The 17,338-nt window shown below is 36.0% G+C and carries 17 protein-coding genes; 14 read left to right on the top strand and 3 right to left on the bottom strand.

Going from position 1 to position 17,338, the window contains the following annotated elements; translation table 11 throughout:
* Position 1 precedes the first annotated feature (1 nt).
* The 5 genes from pstB to IGK82_RS07435 all read left to right on the top strand — a co-directional run bounded on the left by pstB (position 2) and on the right by IGK82_RS07435 (position 4,016).
* The gene (pstB, locus tag IGK82_RS07455) at positions 2-760 is read left to right on the top strand and encodes a phosphate ABC transporter ATP-binding protein PstB (protein ID WP_002357303.1); all 759 of its coding nucleotides are present in this window, start codon (positions 2-4) and stop codon (positions 758-760) included.
* 14 nt (positions 761-774) lie between these two features.
* On the top strand, positions 775-1,452 hold the full coding sequence (gene phoU, locus IGK82_RS07450; RefSeq protein WP_002357304.1) for a phosphate signaling complex protein PhoU: 678 nt from the start codon (positions 775-777) through the stop codon (positions 1,450-1,452).
* 208 nt (positions 1,453-1,660) lie between these two features.
* On the top strand, positions 1,661-3,262 hold the full coding sequence (liaX, locus tag IGK82_RS07445; RefSeq protein ID WP_002360155.1) for a daptomycin-sensing surface protein LiaX: 1,602 nt from the start codon (positions 1,661-1,663) through the stop codon (positions 3,260-3,262).
* 74 nt (positions 3,263-3,336) lie between these two features.
* Entirely contained in the window at positions 3,337-3,660 is a 324-nt protein-coding gene (locus IGK82_RS07440) for a PspC domain-containing protein (RefSeq protein ID WP_002357306.1), read from the top strand.
* Positions 3,660-4,016 (top strand): phage holin family protein, encoded by a 357-nt coding sequence (locus tag IGK82_RS07435; RefSeq protein ID WP_002357307.1) that lies wholly within the window; start codon positions 3,660-3,662, stop codon positions 4,014-4,016. Before IGK82_RS07440 ends, IGK82_RS07435 begins: the two co-directional genes overlap by 1 nt.
* 35 nt (positions 4,017-4,051) lie before the next feature.
* Here the strand turns inward: IGK82_RS07435 and IGK82_RS07430 are convergent, their stop codons facing one another.
* Positions 4,052-5,014: a GIY-YIG nuclease family protein gene (locus IGK82_RS07430; protein WP_002361928.1), complete on the bottom strand. Its 963-nt coding sequence runs from the start codon at positions 5,012-5,014 to the stop codon at positions 4,052-4,054.
* Positions 5,015-5,223: 209 nt separating this feature from the next.
* Here IGK82_RS07430 and hprK point away from each other — a divergent pair, with 209 nt between their 5' ends.
* From hprK to IGK82_RS07400, 6 genes are all read left to right on the top strand, one after another.
* Positions 5,224-6,159, top strand: coding sequence for an HPr(Ser) kinase/phosphatase (hprK, locus tag IGK82_RS07425; RefSeq protein ID WP_002357309.1), 936 nt, complete (start codon positions 5,224-5,226; stop codon positions 6,157-6,159).
* 17 nt (positions 6,160-6,176) lie between these two features.
* Entirely contained in the window at positions 6,177-7,010 is an 834-nt protein-coding gene (gene lgt, locus IGK82_RS07420; RefSeq protein ID WP_002381830.1) for a prolipoprotein diacylglyceryl transferase, read from the top strand.
* A 68-nt stretch (positions 7,011-7,078) separates the two neighbouring features.
* Positions 7,079-8,101, top strand: coding sequence for an NAD(P)H-dependent glycerol-3-phosphate dehydrogenase (locus IGK82_RS07415; protein WP_002357312.1), 1,023 nt, complete (start codon positions 7,079-7,081; stop codon positions 8,099-8,101).
* Between the two features lie 11 nt (positions 8,102-8,112).
* Entirely contained in the window at positions 8,113-9,009 is an 897-nt protein-coding gene (gene galU / locus IGK82_RS07410; protein ID WP_002360159.1) for a UTP--glucose-1-phosphate uridylyltransferase GalU, read from the top strand.
* 177 nt (positions 9,010-9,186) lie between these two features.
* Positions 9,187-9,618, top strand: a complete 432-nt coding sequence (locus tag IGK82_RS07405; protein ID WP_002357316.1) for a DUF948 domain-containing protein — start codon at positions 9,187-9,189, stop codon at positions 9,616-9,618.
* A gap of 15 nt (positions 9,619-9,633) precedes the next feature.
* On the top strand, positions 9,634-10,221 hold the full coding sequence (locus tag IGK82_RS07400) for a YtxH domain-containing protein (protein WP_002381831.1): 588 nt from the start codon (positions 9,634-9,636) through the stop codon (positions 10,219-10,221).
* A 120-nt stretch (positions 10,222-10,341) separates the two neighbouring features.
* Here the strand turns inward: IGK82_RS07400 and IGK82_RS07395 are convergent, their stop codons facing one another.
* Positions 10,342-11,445 (bottom strand): aminopeptidase P family protein, encoded by a 1,104-nt coding sequence (locus IGK82_RS07395; protein WP_016622388.1) that lies wholly within the window; start codon positions 11,443-11,445, stop codon positions 10,342-10,344.
* Positions 11,446-11,659: 214 nt separating this feature from the next.
* On the opposite strand from IGK82_RS07395, the gene ccpA reads away from it, so the two are divergent.
* From ccpA to IGK82_RS07380, 3 genes are all read left to right on the top strand, one after another.
* On the top strand, positions 11,660-12,661 hold the full coding sequence (gene ccpA / locus IGK82_RS07390; protein WP_002357319.1) for a catabolite control protein A: 1,002 nt from the start codon (positions 11,660-11,662) through the stop codon (positions 12,659-12,661).
* Positions 12,662-12,849: 188 nt separating this feature from the next.
* The gene (locus tag IGK82_RS07385) at positions 12,850-13,542 is read left to right on the top strand and encodes an ATP-binding cassette domain-containing protein (RefSeq protein WP_016622389.1); all 693 of its coding nucleotides are present in this window, start codon (positions 12,850-12,852) and stop codon (positions 13,540-13,542) included.
* Complete coding sequence (locus IGK82_RS07380; RefSeq protein WP_002410604.1) at positions 13,535-14,635, top strand: ABC transporter permease; 1,101 nt, start codon at positions 13,535-13,537, stop codon at positions 14,633-14,635. Before IGK82_RS07385 ends, IGK82_RS07380 begins: the two co-directional genes overlap by 8 nt.
* 185 nt (positions 14,636-14,820) lie before the next feature.
* Here IGK82_RS07380 and IGK82_RS07375 read toward each other — a convergent pair whose 3' ends face one another.
* On the bottom strand, positions 14,821-17,229 hold the full coding sequence (locus tag IGK82_RS07375) for a transglycosylase domain-containing protein (RefSeq protein WP_002410605.1): 2,409 nt from the start codon (positions 17,227-17,229) through the stop codon (positions 14,821-14,823).
* Positions 17,230-17,338 lie beyond the last annotated feature (109 nt).

Genomic DNA, 17,338 nt, shown 5'->3' with positions numbered 1-17,338 from the left:
GATGGGCAAAGAAATTATTTCATCAAAAGATTTACATTTATATTACGGGAAAAAAGAAGCATTGAAAGGCATTGATTTAACTTTTAATCAAGGAGAATTAACTGCCATGATTGGTCCTTCTGGTTGCGGGAAGTCAACGTATTTACGTTGCTTGAATCGTATGAATGATTTAATCCCAGACGTAACTATTACTGGAAGTGTCGTCTATAAAGGAAAAGATATTTATGGACCGAAAACAGATAACGTTGAATTACGTAAAGAAATTGGCATGGTTTTCCAACAACCTAATCCATTTCCGTTTTCAGTTTATGAAAATGTGATTTATGGCTTGCGCCTAAAAGGAGTCAAAGACAAGCAAGTCTTAGATGAAGCAGTTGAAACCAGTTTGAAAGCTGCTGCCGTTTGGGAGGATGTCAAAGATAAACTTCACAAAAGTGCACTTTCACTTTCTGGTGGACAACAACAGCGGGTTTGTATCGCTCGTGTTTTAGCTGTGGAACCGGATATTATTTTATTAGATGAACCAACTAGCGCCTTGGACCCAGTTTCTAGTGGTAAAATTGAAAACATGCTGTTAACATTAAAAGAGAAATATACCATGATTATGGTGACACATAATATGTCACAAGCATCACGGATCTCTGATAAAACGGCCTTCTTTTTACAAGGTGATTTAATTGAATTTAATGACACGAAAAAAGTATTTTTAAATCCAAAAGAAAAACAAACAGAAGATTACATTTCTGGTAAATTTGGTTAAAAGGGGGAAAAAGAATGTTACGGACACAATTTGAAGAAGAACTATTGAATCTGCACAATCAATTTTATGAAATGGGTATGATGGTTAGTAGTGCCGTCCATAAATCTGTTAAGGCATATATTAATCATGATAAAAAATTGGCTCAAGAAGTGATTGATCGCGATATTGAAATTAATGATATGGAAGTCAAACTTGAGAAAAAGAGTTTTGAAATGATTGCGTTACAACAACCAGTGACAACAGACTTACGTATGATTATCACTGTTATGAAAGCTAGTTCGGATTTAGAAAGAATGGCGGACCATGCCGTTTCAATTGCTAAATCAACGATTCGCTTAAAAGGAGAAACACGTATTCCTGAAATCGAAAAAGAAATTTCAGATATGTCTGATTATGTGAAAAAAATGGTGGATAATGTTTTAATCGCCTATGTTAAAACGGATCAAAAAGATGCACGAATGATTGCACAAATGGATGATCGTACTAATGAATATTTCGATAGTATTTACAAACATGCCGTAGAAGCAATGAAAGCTAATCCAGAAACGGTCATTAGCGGAACTGATTATCTACATGTGGCACAATACTTGGAAAGAATTGGTGACTATGTCACAAATATTTGTGAGTGGATTGTTTACTTGGCAACTGGTAAAATTACCGAATTGAATAGTAATCGTGACGAACAATTTTAAGAAAAACAAATAAAAAAACTAGGAGACGGCCTTTTTTAGACCAATTCCTAGTTTTTTTAGCGTAAAATGAACTGATTTTATAAAACTAGTCCTTACTAATGAGAAGAAATCGTTCTTAAGTCCTATGACAAATGATCAAAAACAAGGCATAATAATGCATGTAAGGAAAACACTATTGAGTGAAAAATTTGCTAAGGAGGCAATATCCATGAAAGAAAGAGAACGCGTATTAGAATTAGTGAAAAAAGGTATTCTAACGTCAGAAGAAGCGTTAATTTTATTAGAAAATATGGCAACTGAAAAAGATGAAAAACAAATCGAAAAAGCTGCTGAAAAAGTTGATACACAAAATATTGGAACAACAAATAAAGAAGATCAAGTCGCAGATTTAATGGATGCATTAGAAAAAGGCGAATCAGAAGGACCTACTGTTGATTCGTTTGAAGAAAATACACAGGACAGTGCAGAAAAAGATCGTGAAAACTTAGAAAGAATTCTTGATGAGTTAGCAACAAAAGCCAATCGTGCTTCGGCTGAATTGGACGAAGTCAACGCAGAAATTGCCGGCATCAAAGAAGAAATTAAAGAAGTCGCAGAAGAAATTGGAACATTAGATACAAAAGAAGAGTTAGATGCATTAACAGAAGATGAACAAGTTCAACGAAAAGACTTGCACGTTTTACTTGCACAATTAGAAGAAAAATTAGCGACTCAAAGTACTGAAAAAACAGCACTGGAAGAAGAACTAAAAAACATTCGCAAAGAACAATGGAAAGGTCAATGGAATGATACAAAAGAAAAAGTTTCTTCTCAATTCTCTGAAGAGTGGAAAGATCAAGCCACAGACACCTTTAACCAAGTCGGCGGCAAAGTTGCCGAAGTTGGCGGCCAAGTGGGAGAATTCTTGAAAAAAACATTTAATTCTTTCAGTGACACCATGAATGATAATGTGGAATGGAAAGACATTAAAATGAAAGTTCCTGGTGTGGCAACAACTAAGTTTGAACATGAATTTAACTATCCAAATCCACAAGCAAGTTTAATTGATGTCAAGGTAGCAAATGGTACCGTGGTTTTCAAAACTTGGGATCAAGAAGATGTGAAAGTCGAAGCAAAAATCAAATTATATGGTAAAATGGCAGGAGATTCACCAATGGAAGCTTTCTTAGAACGAAGTGACATTGATGTGGATGATGAAACGATTTCTTTCCAAGTGCCAAACAAACGGGTGAAAGCAGATTTAACGTTCTATTTACCAAAACGCACTTACGATCATGTATCTGTTAAATTATTAAACGGAAATGTCTTAGTAGAAGAGTTAACAGCGAAAGATGTTTACACAAAATCAACGAATGGGACGATTACGTTTAAAAAAATTGATGCAACTATGTTAGAAATTGAAGGTGTGAATGGTGAAATTAAAGTCCTAGAAGGAACGATTTTAGATAACATTATTGAAACAGTCAATGGTGATGTGTCTATTTCCGCGGCACCAGAAAGTCTAAGTGTCTCTCTGATTAATGGAGATATCCGCATTACAGCTAAAGAAAAAACGCTTCGCCGTGTTGAAGCAAGCTCTGCAAATGGGAATATCAAGTTGGCCTTGCCAAATGACTTAGGCGTTGAAGGGCAAGTGAAAACGAATTTAGGTAGTATTAACAGCCGTTTAACAGATATTGAAGTTGTCCGTGAAAAGAAAGATCGCGGCAATCAACAATTACATTTTAGACGTGTACTGGAAGAATCAATGGCTCAAATTAATGCTTCTACAACAACGGGAAGTATTTTCCTAAAAGATACGGATAAATAATTAATAATTTTAAGCTAGATGGGCTGACGAATCAGCCTTTCTAGTGTAAAATTTAGTAGACGAGGTGAAAACATATGAAAAGAAAACTAACAAAATCTCCGAATAACGTGGTTTTAACAGGAAGCTTAGCTGGGATTGCTGATTGGCTAGGAATTGACCCAACAATTATTCGTGTCGTTTATGTCTTGCTCAGCTTTTTCTCAGCAGGATTTCCAGGCATTCTCTTATACATTGCCTTAGCAGTCTTGATCCCTTCTGGAAGAACAGGAAGCGATCGCGGCTACGGCCATCAAAATCCTTATAATAGAAATGTTCGCAATGAAAATCCTTATGCTGCCAATAAAAAGCAACGTAAAGAAGCGGAAAAAATTGATGATGACGAATGGAGTGACTTTTAATGACATATTTTCAGCGATTGGTTGTTAATACACTGACATTCATTTCTTTATCAGTTGTTTTTCCTGGCATGATTCATGTGAGAGGCATAATGCCTGCAATTATTGCCGCCTTTGTTCTCTCAATCCTAAATATGTTGGTGAAACCAGTCTTAACAATCTTGTCGCTCCCATTTACTTTATTAACGTTTGGTCTATTTAGCTTTGTTGTCAATGCAGCGATTTTACAAATGACCTCGTTTTTTGTGGGGGAAATGAACTTTGGCTTCTCAAGTTTTTGGGCAGCGGTGCTAATGGCTGTAATTATGTCAATTGTCAATACGATCGTTACGGATCACAATTTATCTAAATATGAATAAAAAAAGCCTGAAGAACGTAGCATAAAATGCGTTCTTCAGGCTTTTTCGATGGTTAAATTTTCTAGGTGACATTCTGGATGGCGGCTGATATAGCCATATAAAATGTTTAAAAAATCAACTTGTTGCTTCGAGTAATGCTCAATTGTTTTCGGTGGTTTTTTGGGCATGATTTTTTTTGCTAGTTCAAGCGATGAATATTTTTGAAACGTTTGTTTAGTTACAACACGTGTTGCTACCACCAAGCCTTGGTAAATTAAATAGTATTTGATTTTTTTCTGACAAGGTAACCACATCAGTTGCCAATCTCGTTGGTTAGCTTGACTAATTCGTTGATTTTGGTTTGCAAAGCGCGTCAAAAAGAGCCAATCTTCTTTGAGTTTTGCCGCTTTTTCGAAGGCTTGTTTTTCAGCAGCCTCTTGCATTTGTTGAGCAATTCGTTTGATTGGTTCTCGTCCTTGATTATGGAAAAAGTCGAACAATTCTTGTTGAAATAGTTCGGTCGGAATGGCACTCTCTTTTTGAAAGGTTTGATGCCAATAGTTGGTTGGGACGAGATCGTAGATACTATCCAAAATTATTTTTAAACGGTTTAATTTTCGGCGAATCGAATAAGGACCAAAACAGTTCTCTTTAGTGGGAATATTTAAGAGTTTAATCTCTAATTGCCGCTCATTAACGGCTACCGATACATAAGAATATTGTTCATAAGCATTCATTTGGCGATTGTAGCGCGGCCGATACTGTTGAATCAGTTGACATTCTAGAAGGAGCGCATCCAATTCTGTGTCAGTATGGAGAACATCGAAGTCTATAATTTGTTTGACTAAACGCATCGTCTTTCGAGAATGTTGATTACTATTAATAAAATAGCTCGACACGCGATTTTTTAATTTTTTGGCTTTACCCACATAAATAATTGTGTCGGTTGCGTCTTTCATTAAATAAACACCCGGTGTTAACGGTAATTGATGGGCTTTTTCCTTTAAATATTCTTTCATAAGTTTCCTCTTTTCTTAAAAGGATCGGCTTCAAGTATACAAAGTTTTCTGAAATAGTCAAGTAACAGAAATAGCATAGGTAATTTCACTGAAAAATAGTTTCATTTTTTTGAAATATGATAATTCTAGGAATTATCTAGTGAATAGCTAGAAACTTGTATTTTTAAATGATAAAATATAACAAGTAGCAGAAAGGACTGACATTCGATATGACAGAAGTGGTAAAGATTTATCAACTGGTAGAAAATCTTTCTTTAGAAGTAGTATACGGAGATGAAGAAAGCTTAAATAGAACAATTAAAACTGGTGAAATTTCCCGGCCAGGTTTAGAATTAACTGGGTACTTTAATTATTATTCCCATGACCGTTTACAATTATTTGGGAGCAAAGAAATTACCTTTGCAGAACGAATGATGCCTGAAGAGCGTTTATTAGTGATGCGCCGTTTATGTGCGAAAGATACTCCAGCCTTTATAGTATCCAGAGGACTAGAAATCCCCGAAGAATTAATTACAGCAGCAAAAGAAAATGGGGTTTCTGTATTACGTTCACCGATTTCAACTTCCCGTTTACTAGGGGAACTATCCAGTTATTTAGATGGCCGTTTAGCTGTTCGGACAAGTGTCCATGGGGTTTTAGTTGATGTTTATGGACTTGGTGTTTTGATTCAAGGAGATAGCGGTATTGGTAAAAGTGAAACAGCTTTAGAGCTTATTAAACGTGGACATCGGCTAATCGCAGACGATCGTGTCGATGTTTATCAGCAAGATGAATTAACCGTGGTTGGAGAGCCACCAAAAATTTTGCAGCATTTAATTGAAATTCGTGGTATCGGAATTATTGACGTCATGAACCTGTTTGGAGCTAGTGCGGTCCGCGGCTTTATGCAAGTTCAATTGGTCGTTTATTTAGAGGCATGGGAAAAAGACAAGAAATATGATCGCCTCGGTAGTGATGATGCAATGGTTGAAATAGCTAACGTTGATGTCCCTCAGATTCGTATTCCTGTTAAGACCGGCCGAAATGTGGCCATTATCATTGAAGTAGCAGCAATGAACTTCCGCGCGAAAACAATGGGCTATGATGCAACAAAAACGTTCGAAGAGCGCTTAACCCGTTTGATTGAAGAAAATTCAGGAGAATAGAAGGAGAAGATGTGATGATGTTAGCTCAAGTAAATTCAATTGCATTTCGCCTTTTCGGTATTCCCGTCTATTGGTATGCAATTATTATTGTTTCAGGGATTGCTTTAGCTGTTTGGCTAAGTAGTCGTGAAGCCGTTCGTGTTGGTTTAAAAGAAGATGATGTCTTTGACTTTATGCTCTGGGGATTACCTGCAGCAATTGTTGGCGCGCGCTTGTATTACGTCGCTTTTCAATGGCAAGACTATGTAGACAATCCGATTGAAATTTTCTTTACTCGAAATGGTGGCTTAGCGATTTATGGTGGTCTTATTGGTGGGGGACTGGCGCTGTTTTTCTTTACGCGTCATCGTTTCATTTCTACATGGACTTTTTTAGATATTGCCGCACCAAGTGTGATTTTAGCGCAAGCAATTGGTCGCTGGGGCAACTTTATGAATCATGAAGCCTATGGGCCAGCGACCACCAGACAATTTTTAGAAAATCTCCATTTACCAACGTTTATTATTGATAACATGAATATCAACGGAACGTATCATCAACCAACATTTTTATATGAATCTGTCTGGAATGTTTTAGGCTTTATCGTTTTAGTGTTATTACGCAAAAAGCCACACTTTTTAAAAGAAGGCGAAGTCTTTTTAGGTTATATAATATGGTATTCTTTCGGCCGTTTCTTCATCGAAGGCTTACGGATGGACAGTTTGTATGCGTTTAGTAACATTCGTGTCTCACAATTGTTGTCTTTAGTGATGTTCGTGGCAGCAATTGTTATTGTGATCGTTCGTAGAAGAAATCCCAATTTGAAATTTTACAATCGGGAGAAACAAAAGAAAAAAATAACAACTTCTTAATCCAACTTGATCGAAGAATATGGTAAACTAAAGAAGTAACGTTGTTTAGCGAAAGGAGAGTTTCACCGATGAAACAAAAAGTCGCTGTTTTAGGTCCAGGTTCCTGGGGGACAGCTTTAGCTCAAGTATTAGCCGAAAATGGACACGAGGTCTGTATTTGGGGAAATAAACCAGAGCAAATCGATGAAATAAATACAAAACACACCAACAAACATTATTTACCAGAATTAATCTTACCTACTTCAATTCAGGCAACCACTGATTTAGCCACTGCTTTAGTAGATGTTGATGCGGTACTGTTTGTGGTACCAACTAAAGCCATTCGTTCAGTAGCACAAGAAGTGGCCCAACATTTAAAAACAAAACCAATTATTATTCATGCAAGTAAAGGGCTCGAGCAAGGTACACATAAGCGGATTTCAGAAGTGATAGCAGAAGAGATTCCAGCAGAAAAACGGCAAGGGATTGTGGTTTTATCTGGTCCAAGCCATGCAGAAGAAGTCGCTGTTCATGACATCACAACCATTACAGCAGCAAGCGAAAATTTAGCAGACGCTGTGTATGTGCAAGAGTTGTTTATGAATGATTACTTTAGAATTTATACGAATGATGATGTGATTGGTGTAGAAACAGGGGCGGCCTTAAAAAATATTATTGCTTTGGGCGCCGGAGCGATTCATGGCTTAGGCTTTGGTGATAATGCCAAAGCGGCAATTATGACTCGTGGTTTAGCAGAAATTAGTCGTTTAGGGGTTGCGATGGGAGCAAACCCATTAACATTTATTGGTTTAAGTGGTGTTGGGGATTTAATTGTTACTTGTACAAGTGTCCATTCTCGAAATTGGCGTGCGGGTAATTTATTAGGAAAAGGCCATAAGTTAGATGAAGTCTTAGAAAACATGGGCATGATTGTGGAAGGTGTTTCAACAACTAAAGCAGCCTATGAATTGGCACAACAATTAGAAGTCGAAATGCCAATCACAGAAACAATCTACAATGTCTTGTACAATGACGAAGATGTACAACAAGCAGCAAAAGAAATCATGTTGCGCGATGGCAAAACCGAAAACGAATTTACACTTGATTTTTAGGAGGAAAAAAGATGAAAGTTAAAAAGGCAGTTATTCCAGCAGCTGGGTTAGGAACACGTTTCTTGCCGGCTACCAAAGCGATGGCAAAAGAAATGTTACCGATTGTTGATAAACCAACGATTCAATTTATTGTAGAAGAAGCACTAGCTTCAGGAATCGAAGATATTTTAATTGTGACAGGCAAAGCCAAACGTCCGATTGAAGATCATTTTGATTCAAATGTTGAATTAGAAAATAATTTAAAAGAAAAAAATAAAACCGATTTATTGAAATTAGTCGAAGAAACAACGGATGTTAATTTACATTTTATTCGTCAATCCCATCCGAAAGGCTTAGGACACGCTGTTTTACAAGCGAAAGCATTTGTTGGCAATGAACCTTTTGTCGTGATGTTAGGCGACGATTTAATGGAAGATAAAGTGCCATTAACGAAACAATTAATGGATGATTACGAAGAAACACATGCTTCGACGATTGCTGTAATGAAAGTGCCCCATGAAGATACTTCAAAATATGGTATTATCAACCCAGAAAAAGAAATCGAAAAAGGACTATACAATGTCGAGAATTTTGTTGAAAAACCAAAACCCGAGGAAGCACCAAGTGATTTAGCGATTATCGGCCGTTATTTATTAACCCCTGAAATTTTTGATGTACTTGAAAATCAAAAACCAGGCGCTGGTAACGAAATTCAGTTAACAGATGCGATTGACACTTTAAATAAAACACAACGCGTTTTTGCTCGTGAGTTTAAAGGAGAACGTTACGACGTTGGCGATAAATTTGGGTTTATGAAAACAAGCATTGAATATGGTTTGACTCATCCAGAAGTAAAAGATAATTTACGAGAATACATTATTAATTTAGGTGCTCAATTAGCGAAAAAAGAGCAACCAAAAGAAAAATAAATAAAAATAAGCGTAAAATTTCAATTCGTTAGAAGGAAATTTTACGCTTTTTTTCTTAAAGAAAAGGGCATGAGAATTTTATAAAATAAATTGTCATTCTTAGCTTTATGAGTTGTGAAAAATATAAGTTGGTGTTATCCTAAGATTATAAATAAAATTTCAGAGGGGAGTAATGATATGTCAGGTGGGGAAATTGCTGCCTTAATTGCAGCGGTAGCATTTGTTGTTTTAGTCATCTTTTTAGTACTTGTGTTATATAAAGTTTCTCAAGTTGTTTCAAAAATTGAAGATACAATTGATGAAACAAATACAACAATCAAAGTCGTGACTAGCGATGTGAATGTATTGAGTCGCCAAGTGGAAGGCTTGCTTGTTAAAAGCAATGAACTATTGACAGATGTGAATCAAAAAGTGGCAACGATTGATCCGTTGTTTACGGCCGTTGCTGATTTAAGCGAAAGTGTCTCTGAATTGAACACCTCAAGTAAACATTTGATTACAAAGGTAGGAACCGTAGGGAAAGGCACAGCGAAAGCTGGTTTAGTGAGTAAAGTAGGCGGTTCTGCTTTTAGAGCAATGCGTTCAAAAAATAAAAAAACAAATAACTAATTGGAGGAGATTTTTATGGCTAAAAAAGGCGGATTTTTCTTAGGAGCAGTAATTGGTGGAACAGCAGCAGCCGTTGCCGCATTATTACTTGCACCAAAATCAGGTAAAGAATTACGTGATGATTTATCAAATCAAACAGATGATTTAAAAAACAAAGCGCAAGATTACACAGATTATGCTGTTCAAAAAGGAACAGAATTAACAGAAATCGCAAAACAAAAAGCCGGCGTTTTATCAGATCAAGCCTCTGATTTGGCAGGTTCTGTCAAAGAAAAAACAAAAGATTCATTGGATAAAGCACAAGGTGTTTCTGGCGACATGCTTGATAACTTTAAAAAACAAACAGGTGATTTATCTGATCAATTTAAAAAAGCAGCTGACGATGCTCAAGATCACGCAGAAGATTTAGGTGAAATTGCCGAAGATGCAGCAGAAGATATCTATATTGACGTTAAAGATTCTGCGGCAGCGGCCAAAGAAACTGTTTCTGCTGGTGTCGATGAAGCAAAAGAAACCACCAAAGATGTTCCTGAAAAAGCTGCAGAAGCAAAAGAAGATGTTAAAGATGCAGCGAAAGACGTAAAAAAAGAATTTAAAGGGTAACAAGCGTTTAGCTTATGAAAGTTAGCAACGGATCGTGTTGCTTTTGTTCAGCGGCTTACCTTAAAATTTAGAAATGAGGCCATCAGTCCGGTTGACTGATGGCCTCATTTTATTTTTATGCTATTGAATAATTTGCAATTCTTTGGTTGTCTTAGTGAATGGTTCGGAGCCTGTTTTGGTTACGTGTAAACAATCTTCAATACGAACGCCTACTTTTCCAGGAATGTAAATACCGGGCTCAATAGAGAAACACATACCTTCTTCAATGACTAAATCATTGCCATGAACCAGCGATGGGTATTCATGGACAGTGGTTCCAATGCCATGGCCTAAGCGATGGTTAAAGTATTCACCATAACCAGCTTTTGTGATTACACCTCGAGCAATATCATCTAATTCGCCTGCTGTAACACCAGGTTTCACCGCTTCAGTTGCTGCTAATTGTGCTTCTAAAACAATTCCATAAATTTCTTTTTGGAAATCAGAAGGTTCCAAGTAGCTGACTGTTCGTGTGGCATCACTACAATAGCCATTATGAACGACACCTAAATCAAATAACACTAAGTCATGGGGCTCAATTTTTGTTTCGCCAGGTACCCCGTGAGGACTAGCTCCGTTTTTTCCTGTTAAGACTAACGTATCAAAACTCATTGAGCGAATACCTTGACGTTTTAATTGATACTCGATTTCTGCAACAATTTCTTGTTCCGCAACGCCTGCTTGAATTGCTTTGAAGCCAATCTCAAAAGCGACATCAGCCCAACTACCAGCTTCTAGTAAACGTTGAATTTCAGGTTCTGTTTTAATTAATTGAAGTTTTTCAATTAAAGGCGTAACATCATGCGAAAAATCGCTAGCTGGGAAATAGGTTTTCAATTGATCGAAACGAGCTAAAGAAAGAGCTTGTTTTTCTAAAGCAAAGCGTGGTGTGCCTTGTGTCCGTTTATTTAATAAAGCCGCAATTTTTTCCCAAGGATTTTCGCTATCTAAATAACCATAAACGGGATAAGTCCAACTACTATTTTCGGCATCTTCGACTTCTAATGCAGGTGTAAATAAAAATGATTGATCGTCCGCAGCGATAAACAAAGCTAACACGCGCTCATGAGGTTCGCTTTCGAAACCGGAAAAGTAAGCGATATGACCAGGATCACTAATATAAGTGAAGTCAATCTTTTCTTGGTGCATCCAATTTTTTAAATCGGCAATTTTTTCTTGATTCATAAAACATCCTTCTTTCTTTTATTCTGAAGTGAATCACAGTACTATCATAACATGAAATGACAAAAAGTTCCTTTTGAAATGGAAAGTAAATTTTCATGAAAAAACGATAAAACGGTTGCAAAAATAGAAGAATTTTGATATTCTAGGCTAGGAAAGAAATGTAAACAGTGTTTTCAGAAAATGAGAACAAATTCATATTTATAGGAGAAGAAACATGGAAAAACAAACAATTACAATTTATGATGTTGCTAGAGAGGCAAATGTATCTATGGCTACTGTTTCTCGTGTTGTCAATGGTAATCCCAATGTAAAACCAGCAACGCGTAAAAAAGTCTTAGAAGTGATTGATCGCTTAGATTACCGTCCTAACGCAGTCGCACGTGGTTTAGCAAGTAAAAAAACGACAACAGTGGGTGTCATTATTCCAGATGTTAGTAATGCATTTTTTGCTTCATTAGCACGTGGCATTGACGACGTGGCTACAATGTATAAATATAATATCATTTTAGCTAATTCAGATGGAGACGATCAAAAAGAAGTTACTGTATTAAACAATTTACTTGCCAAGCAAGTAGATGGGATTATCTTTATGGGTCATCGCATTACAGATGATATTCGTGGTGAATTTTCACGTTCAAAAACACCTGTTGTCTTAGCAGGTTCAATTGATCCAGACGAACAAGTTGGTAGCGTTAATATTGATTACACAGAAGCAACGAAAGATGCAACAGCGACTTTAGCGAAAAATGGGAACAAAAAAATTGCTTTTGTTAGTGGTGCATTAATCGATCCAATTAATGGTCAAAACCGAATGAAAGGCTACAAAGAAGCTTTAGCGGAAAATGGCTTGTCTTATAATGAAGGCTTAGTTTTTGAATCTGAATATAAATTTAAAGCAGGCATTAATTTGGCTGAGCGTGTCCGTAATAGTGGGGCAACTGCTGCCTTTGTTACAGATGATGAGCTAGCAATTGGCTTATTAGATGGGATGCTAGATGCTGGTGTGAAAGTTCCAGAAGAATTTGAAATCATTACAAGCAATAACTCATTGCTTACAGAAGTCTCTCGTCCACGTCTATCAAGTATTACACAACCTTTATATGATATCGGTGCCGTGTCAATGCGTTTATTAACAAAACTAATGAACAAAGAAGAAATTGAAGAAAAAACAGTTGTTTTACCTTATGGAATTGATCAAAAAGGTTCAACAAAATAAGAGAAAATTCTACTAGAAATGCAAAAAAGTACAAGAAGAAATCATTTTCATGATTTCTTCTTGTACTTTTTTGCATTCTGCTATTAATACACAATAAGATTGAAAATTAAAATAAGATTAAGTTGATTAGAAAATCGGTCGGTAAAGCATTGCTTATGGTATCTTTAGATTAAAAAAGAGGTGTTTTTGTGGAGGTAAGAGAATTAACTGTCGAGTATGGTAATAGAGCAATTATAGAAAATTTATCTATGCAAGCTGAATTTGGTGAAATAATTGGCTTAGTTGCTCCTAATGGAACTGGAAAAACCACGTTCTTTAATGCTATATCTGGTTTAATCCCTATAAAAAATGGAAATATTAGTTTAAATAAGATTGATTACAATAGTAGAAGTGCAACGTATTTAAAAGAACTATTTTTTCTTGAAAGTAGTAAAAATTTATATGATTATTTGACGCCGAAAGAACATCTTGAATATGTTAAAGCTGCTTGGAAAAGTAATAGCGATATAGAGCATATTTTTGAACAATTAAAGATGAAAGAATACCAAAATAGAACAATAAAAAAATTATCTCTTGGAATGAAACAACATGTATTATTAGCAATGTATCTAGCAAGTGATGCAACAATACTTTTGTTAGACGAACCTTTTAATGGCTTGGATCCTACTAGTGTTAGTTTATTCATAATGTGCTTAAAAGAAATAGTTTCCAAAGATAAAATAGTTATTTTATCTTCTCATGATTTGTATAATGTTGAACACACATGTACACGTATTTTATTTATGAAAAATAAAAAGCTGGTTGAGAATGATCAACGTAACCTTTCTTTACGTGAACAATATGATAACTTATATTTAAGAGGAGAAGAAAGAAATGCTTAAGATAGAAACGATAAAAATATTGAAAGAGAAGAGTCTGTGGTTTGTGTTTGTAGCCTTTATTTTAATGTTAATTTATCCGTTACTAGCTCAACCCCAACAACTTTCTTTTAAAGAAATGCAATATGAAAACCGAATCAAAAATAACGAACAAGCGAAAGAAAAAATGAAAAATGAACCTGCAGCAAAAGAAACTTTAAATGAGATAGAAGATGAAAGTGAGCAATTAAGGAAAGCAATTAATGCCATCAAAATTGGTGATGAATGGGCTTTATTAGAAGCTGAGAAAAAATTGGAAGAAAGTAATTTAAACGCAATGTTAAAAGGAACGTTGTACAGTATACCAATTATTGAGCAACAAAAAAGAGTCAAAGAATTGCAATATTTATCTGAAAACAGGATCAAACAAGTGGATTCTTCTGAAGTTGCTAAAATGCCTGCTTTGAATTACCTAGGTTTTCTTTTATCGATGGATTTTCCATATACATTATTATTAATTATCCCTAGTTTAATGATTATAGCGCTCGCAACTTTAGAAAAAAGAAAAAATACTGTTTCTTTATGGAATGGACTTCCCTTAAAACTATGGGAAAAATATTCTATTAAAATAAGTAGTATTTTGTTTACAGTCGGATTGGTTTCTTATCTGTCAATCTTTCTTTCTGTAATCAGTGCATTTTTCAAAAATGGTCTAGGAAACCCTGATTATCCAGTCGCGATTATTGAAAAGGGACAAAGTGTTACAATCATTTCTCTTTCTAACTATTTGTCGAGAAGCCTAATTATGTTTGGTATGCTGTTATTAGCATTGACAGTATTCAGTTTCTTGCTTTCACTGTTTACTGGAAATTTGATTGTTCATAGCTTGCTAATTGTTGGTGTGGTATTATCTTCAGGATTTAGCATGCTTTCCAATAAATTTTTCTTTACATCTTATATGAATTTTCCCAAAGTTATTAATGGAGGAAATGGGTATGAGCCGATGGATGAGATAGGTCTCACATTTGATTTTTCTTTAAAGATGATAGTTGTCTATGTATTAATAAGTTTAATAGTATCTGCTATTGTTTTGAGAAACAGAAAGGGATTATTTTAGTTAAAATAGGTTGATTGCTGCATATTATTTCATTAAATGTAGGAGCTATTTTTGAATAGCTCGAGCTAGTATCGATGGTAAAGAATAAGAGAAACAATAAAAGTAGAGACGTAATTCATCAAGTGATGGATTACGTCTCTACTTTTTTACATAATTTTGGTTACAAGCTTAACTTACCAAATTCTTTAGTTGTTCTTTTTATTTTCGTTGTTTTTATTGTTGTTGTTGTTATTATTTGTAGTGGCACGTGGAGCAAGATTTCCCCAGTAAGAAGCGTAATTGCTGTCTGTTCCACCGATCCCAAATTTATAGGTACTTTGTGGTGCACCATCTTTGGCATAGTATGAAGTCGTTGTTTTGCCAGGTGTATTGAACTTGGCACCATTATAGGTAATTGAGCCAGGTTTTTCACCAGTAAATTCAGAAACTTTTGATTTAATGACACTTGGGTCTAATTCAAATTTTTGACCAATGCCAAACAATTCTGGATTCGCATAGTACAGCGCGTTAGCTAAGTTCGCCATATAATTCCCGTTATTGTCGCCGCTGGTCGTCGTCATTGGCGCTGGTAGATCATGTCCTGACCAAGAACTTAGTGTCACAGTCGGGGTAGAGACAATTAGCCATGAATCTTTATAGTCATTAGTTGTCCCAGTTTTTCCGACCCAATCAGCACTGGCTAAATGAGGATTCAAGCCAGCTAATGTTGGTTTGAATTTTGTCGTATTCGCAGAATCCACCACTGAGCGCAACAAGTCATTCATAATAGAAGCGGTCGCCGGTGAATAAACTTGCGTTCCTTCATCTTTGTGTTCGTAGACCACATGTCCGCTATTGTCTGTGATTTTTTCAATCATGTAGGCTTTTTGATATTTACCTTTGTTAGCAAGCGCTTGGAAGCCGTTTGTTTGTGTTACAACATTTGTTTCTACTGAACCCAATGGCGCAGATTCGTAAGCCCAAGCATCTGAAGCTGGATAGTTCATTTTACTTAAGTAGTGATTGTAAGAGAAATTATCATCACCCATTTTTTTCCTTAGCTCATTATTAACATGAACGACAGGGATATTGAAAGACCAATTCAAGGCATTCCGAACAGTCACGAATTGATTTAAATCCACATTTGTGGAATTAACAAATTCTGTACCATCAGCATAAGTCGTTGGGTAGTTGGCCAGACGACTTTCAGAACCAATGAGTCCTTGATCAATCGCAGGGCCATAGACAGAAATTGGTTTAATCGTAGAACCAACTTGACGATTGGCATTAAAGGCATGGTTGTTTTGATTAATATCGAAGTTTCTACCGCCGATAAAACCAAGGATACGACCAGTAGCGTTATCCATTAAAATATTGCCAGTTTCAATCATTGTATTCCCATTGACATCTGCAGTGCCATCATCAAGCAAATAACCATAATTTGCGACAGCGGTTTGCATCGTGTTGTAAATATTCTGATCAATGGTCGATTGGATTGTATAGCCTTGCGACTGGATTTCGCGACGTGCTTGTTCTTCATATTGATCTAAACCAACTTGATCTAAATCATCACGATTAACTTTAGCTTTTTTCATATCTAAATCCATGACAATCTCAACTGCTTTATCTAACACCGTGTAGTATAGATAGCCTTCTGTATTGACATTGGCCTGTTCAGTTGGTAAAAAGTCTTTTTTCAAGTCGTAAGCTTTGGCTTCTTCATATTCCTTTTGTGAAATTGCTTTTTCTCGGTACATACTGAAAAGAACAAAATCTTTTCTCTTCATTCCTAAAGACAAATCGTCTTTCAAGGCACCAGTGTTAGTATAGGGCGTGTAAACAATGGGACTTTGGGGAAGTCCTGCGATAAAGGCCGCTTGAGGAAGATTCAAGTCCTTGGCACTTTTACCAAAGAGTCCTTTGGCTGCTTCTTCCACGCCTGCAATATTTTCACCTTTGTTATTACGACCAAAAGGGGAGACATTTAGATACGTTGTCACGATTTCGTCCTTAGAAAAGTATTTTTCAATACGTAAAGCTAATAAAATTTCGTTGGCTTTCCGTTTAAAAGTCGTTTCGTCAGTTAAAATCTGTTGCTTGACCAATTGCTGAGTCAGTGTTGAACCACCAGAAGAACCGCCGATACCTGTCGCATCAGAAATTAACGCTCGAACTAGCGCTTTTGGTACCACCCCATGATGTTCTTCAAAATATTCATCTTCTGTTGAAATAATGGCTTTTTTTAGCAATGGAGACATTTGATCGCCATTTATTCGTGTCCGAATTAAATCTGATTTGATGTTAGCAATCGGAGTACCATCTGCGTAAGTCATTTTTGACACTTCGGTAATATCACTGATTTCTTTTTGCAATTCTTCCTTCGTTGGGGGCTGTGTATCTTCAACTAGAAAAGCAAAATAGCCCATTCCGATACCTAAGCCAAGAGAGCCACCTAAGACAATCAGAATAACCCCAAAAACCACTAATGACTGAAAAACGCGAATAATGACATTTAAAATAAGTAAAAAGACATTGCCGCCAGAAGAGGTCGTTGGTTTTTGCTTATTGTTACTTGAATTATTTTTCAAAAGCTTCACCTCAATAAAATGATACATTCTGTGTTATTATAGCAAAAAAAAGCTTCTATGAATAGTTTCTACCCCAATTGCCATTTTTTGTTGAAAAAACTTAAGAGAAAATAGGGAAATCTCATTTTTTGACTTT

Origin of the sequence: Enterococcus sp. AZ197, from assembly GCF_050556405.1 — a bacterium.
GTDB lineage: Bacteria > Bacillota > Bacilli > Lactobacillales > Enterococcaceae > Enterococcus > Enterococcus faecalis.
The sequence above is the reverse complement of the archived record's forward strand: the minus strand, read 5'-3'. Positions and strand labels throughout refer to the sequence as shown.

What these genes read in the sequence shown, in the direction of transcription:
- pstB (WP_002357303.1), top strand. Translation starts at nt 2, where the DNA reads ATGGGCAAAGAAATTATTTCATCAAAAGATTTACATTTATATTACGGG.
- phoU (WP_002357304.1), top strand. Translation starts at nt 775, where the DNA reads ATGTTACGGACACAATTTGAAGAAGAACTATTGAATCTGCACAATCAA.
- liaX (WP_002360155.1), top strand. Translation starts at nt 1,661, where the DNA reads ATGAAAGAAAGAGAACGCGTATTAGAATTAGTGAAAAAAGGTATTCTA.
- IGK82_RS07440 (WP_002357306.1), top strand. Translation starts at nt 3,337, where the DNA reads ATGAAAAGAAAACTAACAAAATCTCCGAATAACGTGGTTTTAACAGGA.
- IGK82_RS07435 (WP_002357307.1), top strand. Translation starts at nt 3,660, where the DNA reads ATGACATATTTTCAGCGATTGGTTGTTAATACACTGACATTCATTTCT.
- IGK82_RS07430 (WP_002361928.1), bottom strand. Translation starts at nt 5,014, where the DNA reads ATGAAAGAATATTTAAAGGAAAAAGCCCATCAATTACCGTTAACACCG.
- hprK (WP_002357309.1), top strand. Translation starts at nt 5,224, where the DNA reads ATGACAGAAGTGGTAAAGATTTATCAACTGGTAGAAAATCTTTCTTTA.
- lgt (WP_002381830.1), top strand. Translation starts at nt 6,177, where the DNA reads ATGTTAGCTCAAGTAAATTCAATTGCATTTCGCCTTTTCGGTATTCCC.
- IGK82_RS07415 (WP_002357312.1), top strand. Translation starts at nt 7,079, where the DNA reads ATGAAACAAAAAGTCGCTGTTTTAGGTCCAGGTTCCTGGGGGACAGCT.
- galU (WP_002360159.1), top strand. Translation starts at nt 8,113, where the DNA reads ATGAAAGTTAAAAAGGCAGTTATTCCAGCAGCTGGGTTAGGAACACGT.
- IGK82_RS07405 (WP_002357316.1), top strand. Translation starts at nt 9,187, where the DNA reads ATGTCAGGTGGGGAAATTGCTGCCTTAATTGCAGCGGTAGCATTTGTT.
- IGK82_RS07400 (WP_002381831.1), top strand. Translation starts at nt 9,634, where the DNA reads ATGGCTAAAAAAGGCGGATTTTTCTTAGGAGCAGTAATTGGTGGAACA.
- IGK82_RS07395 (WP_016622388.1), bottom strand. Translation starts at nt 11,445, where the DNA reads ATGAATCAAGAAAAAATTGCCGATTTAAAAAATTGGATGCACCAAGAA.
- ccpA (WP_002357319.1), top strand. Translation starts at nt 11,660, where the DNA reads ATGGAAAAACAAACAATTACAATTTATGATGTTGCTAGAGAGGCAAAT.
- IGK82_RS07380 (WP_002410604.1), top strand. Translation starts at nt 13,535, where the DNA reads ATGCTTAAGATAGAAACGATAAAAATATTGAAAGAGAAGAGTCTGTGG.
- IGK82_RS07375 (WP_002410605.1), bottom strand. Translation starts at nt 17,229, where the DNA reads ATGTATCATTTTATTGAGGTGAAGCTTTTGAAAAATAATTCAAGTAAC.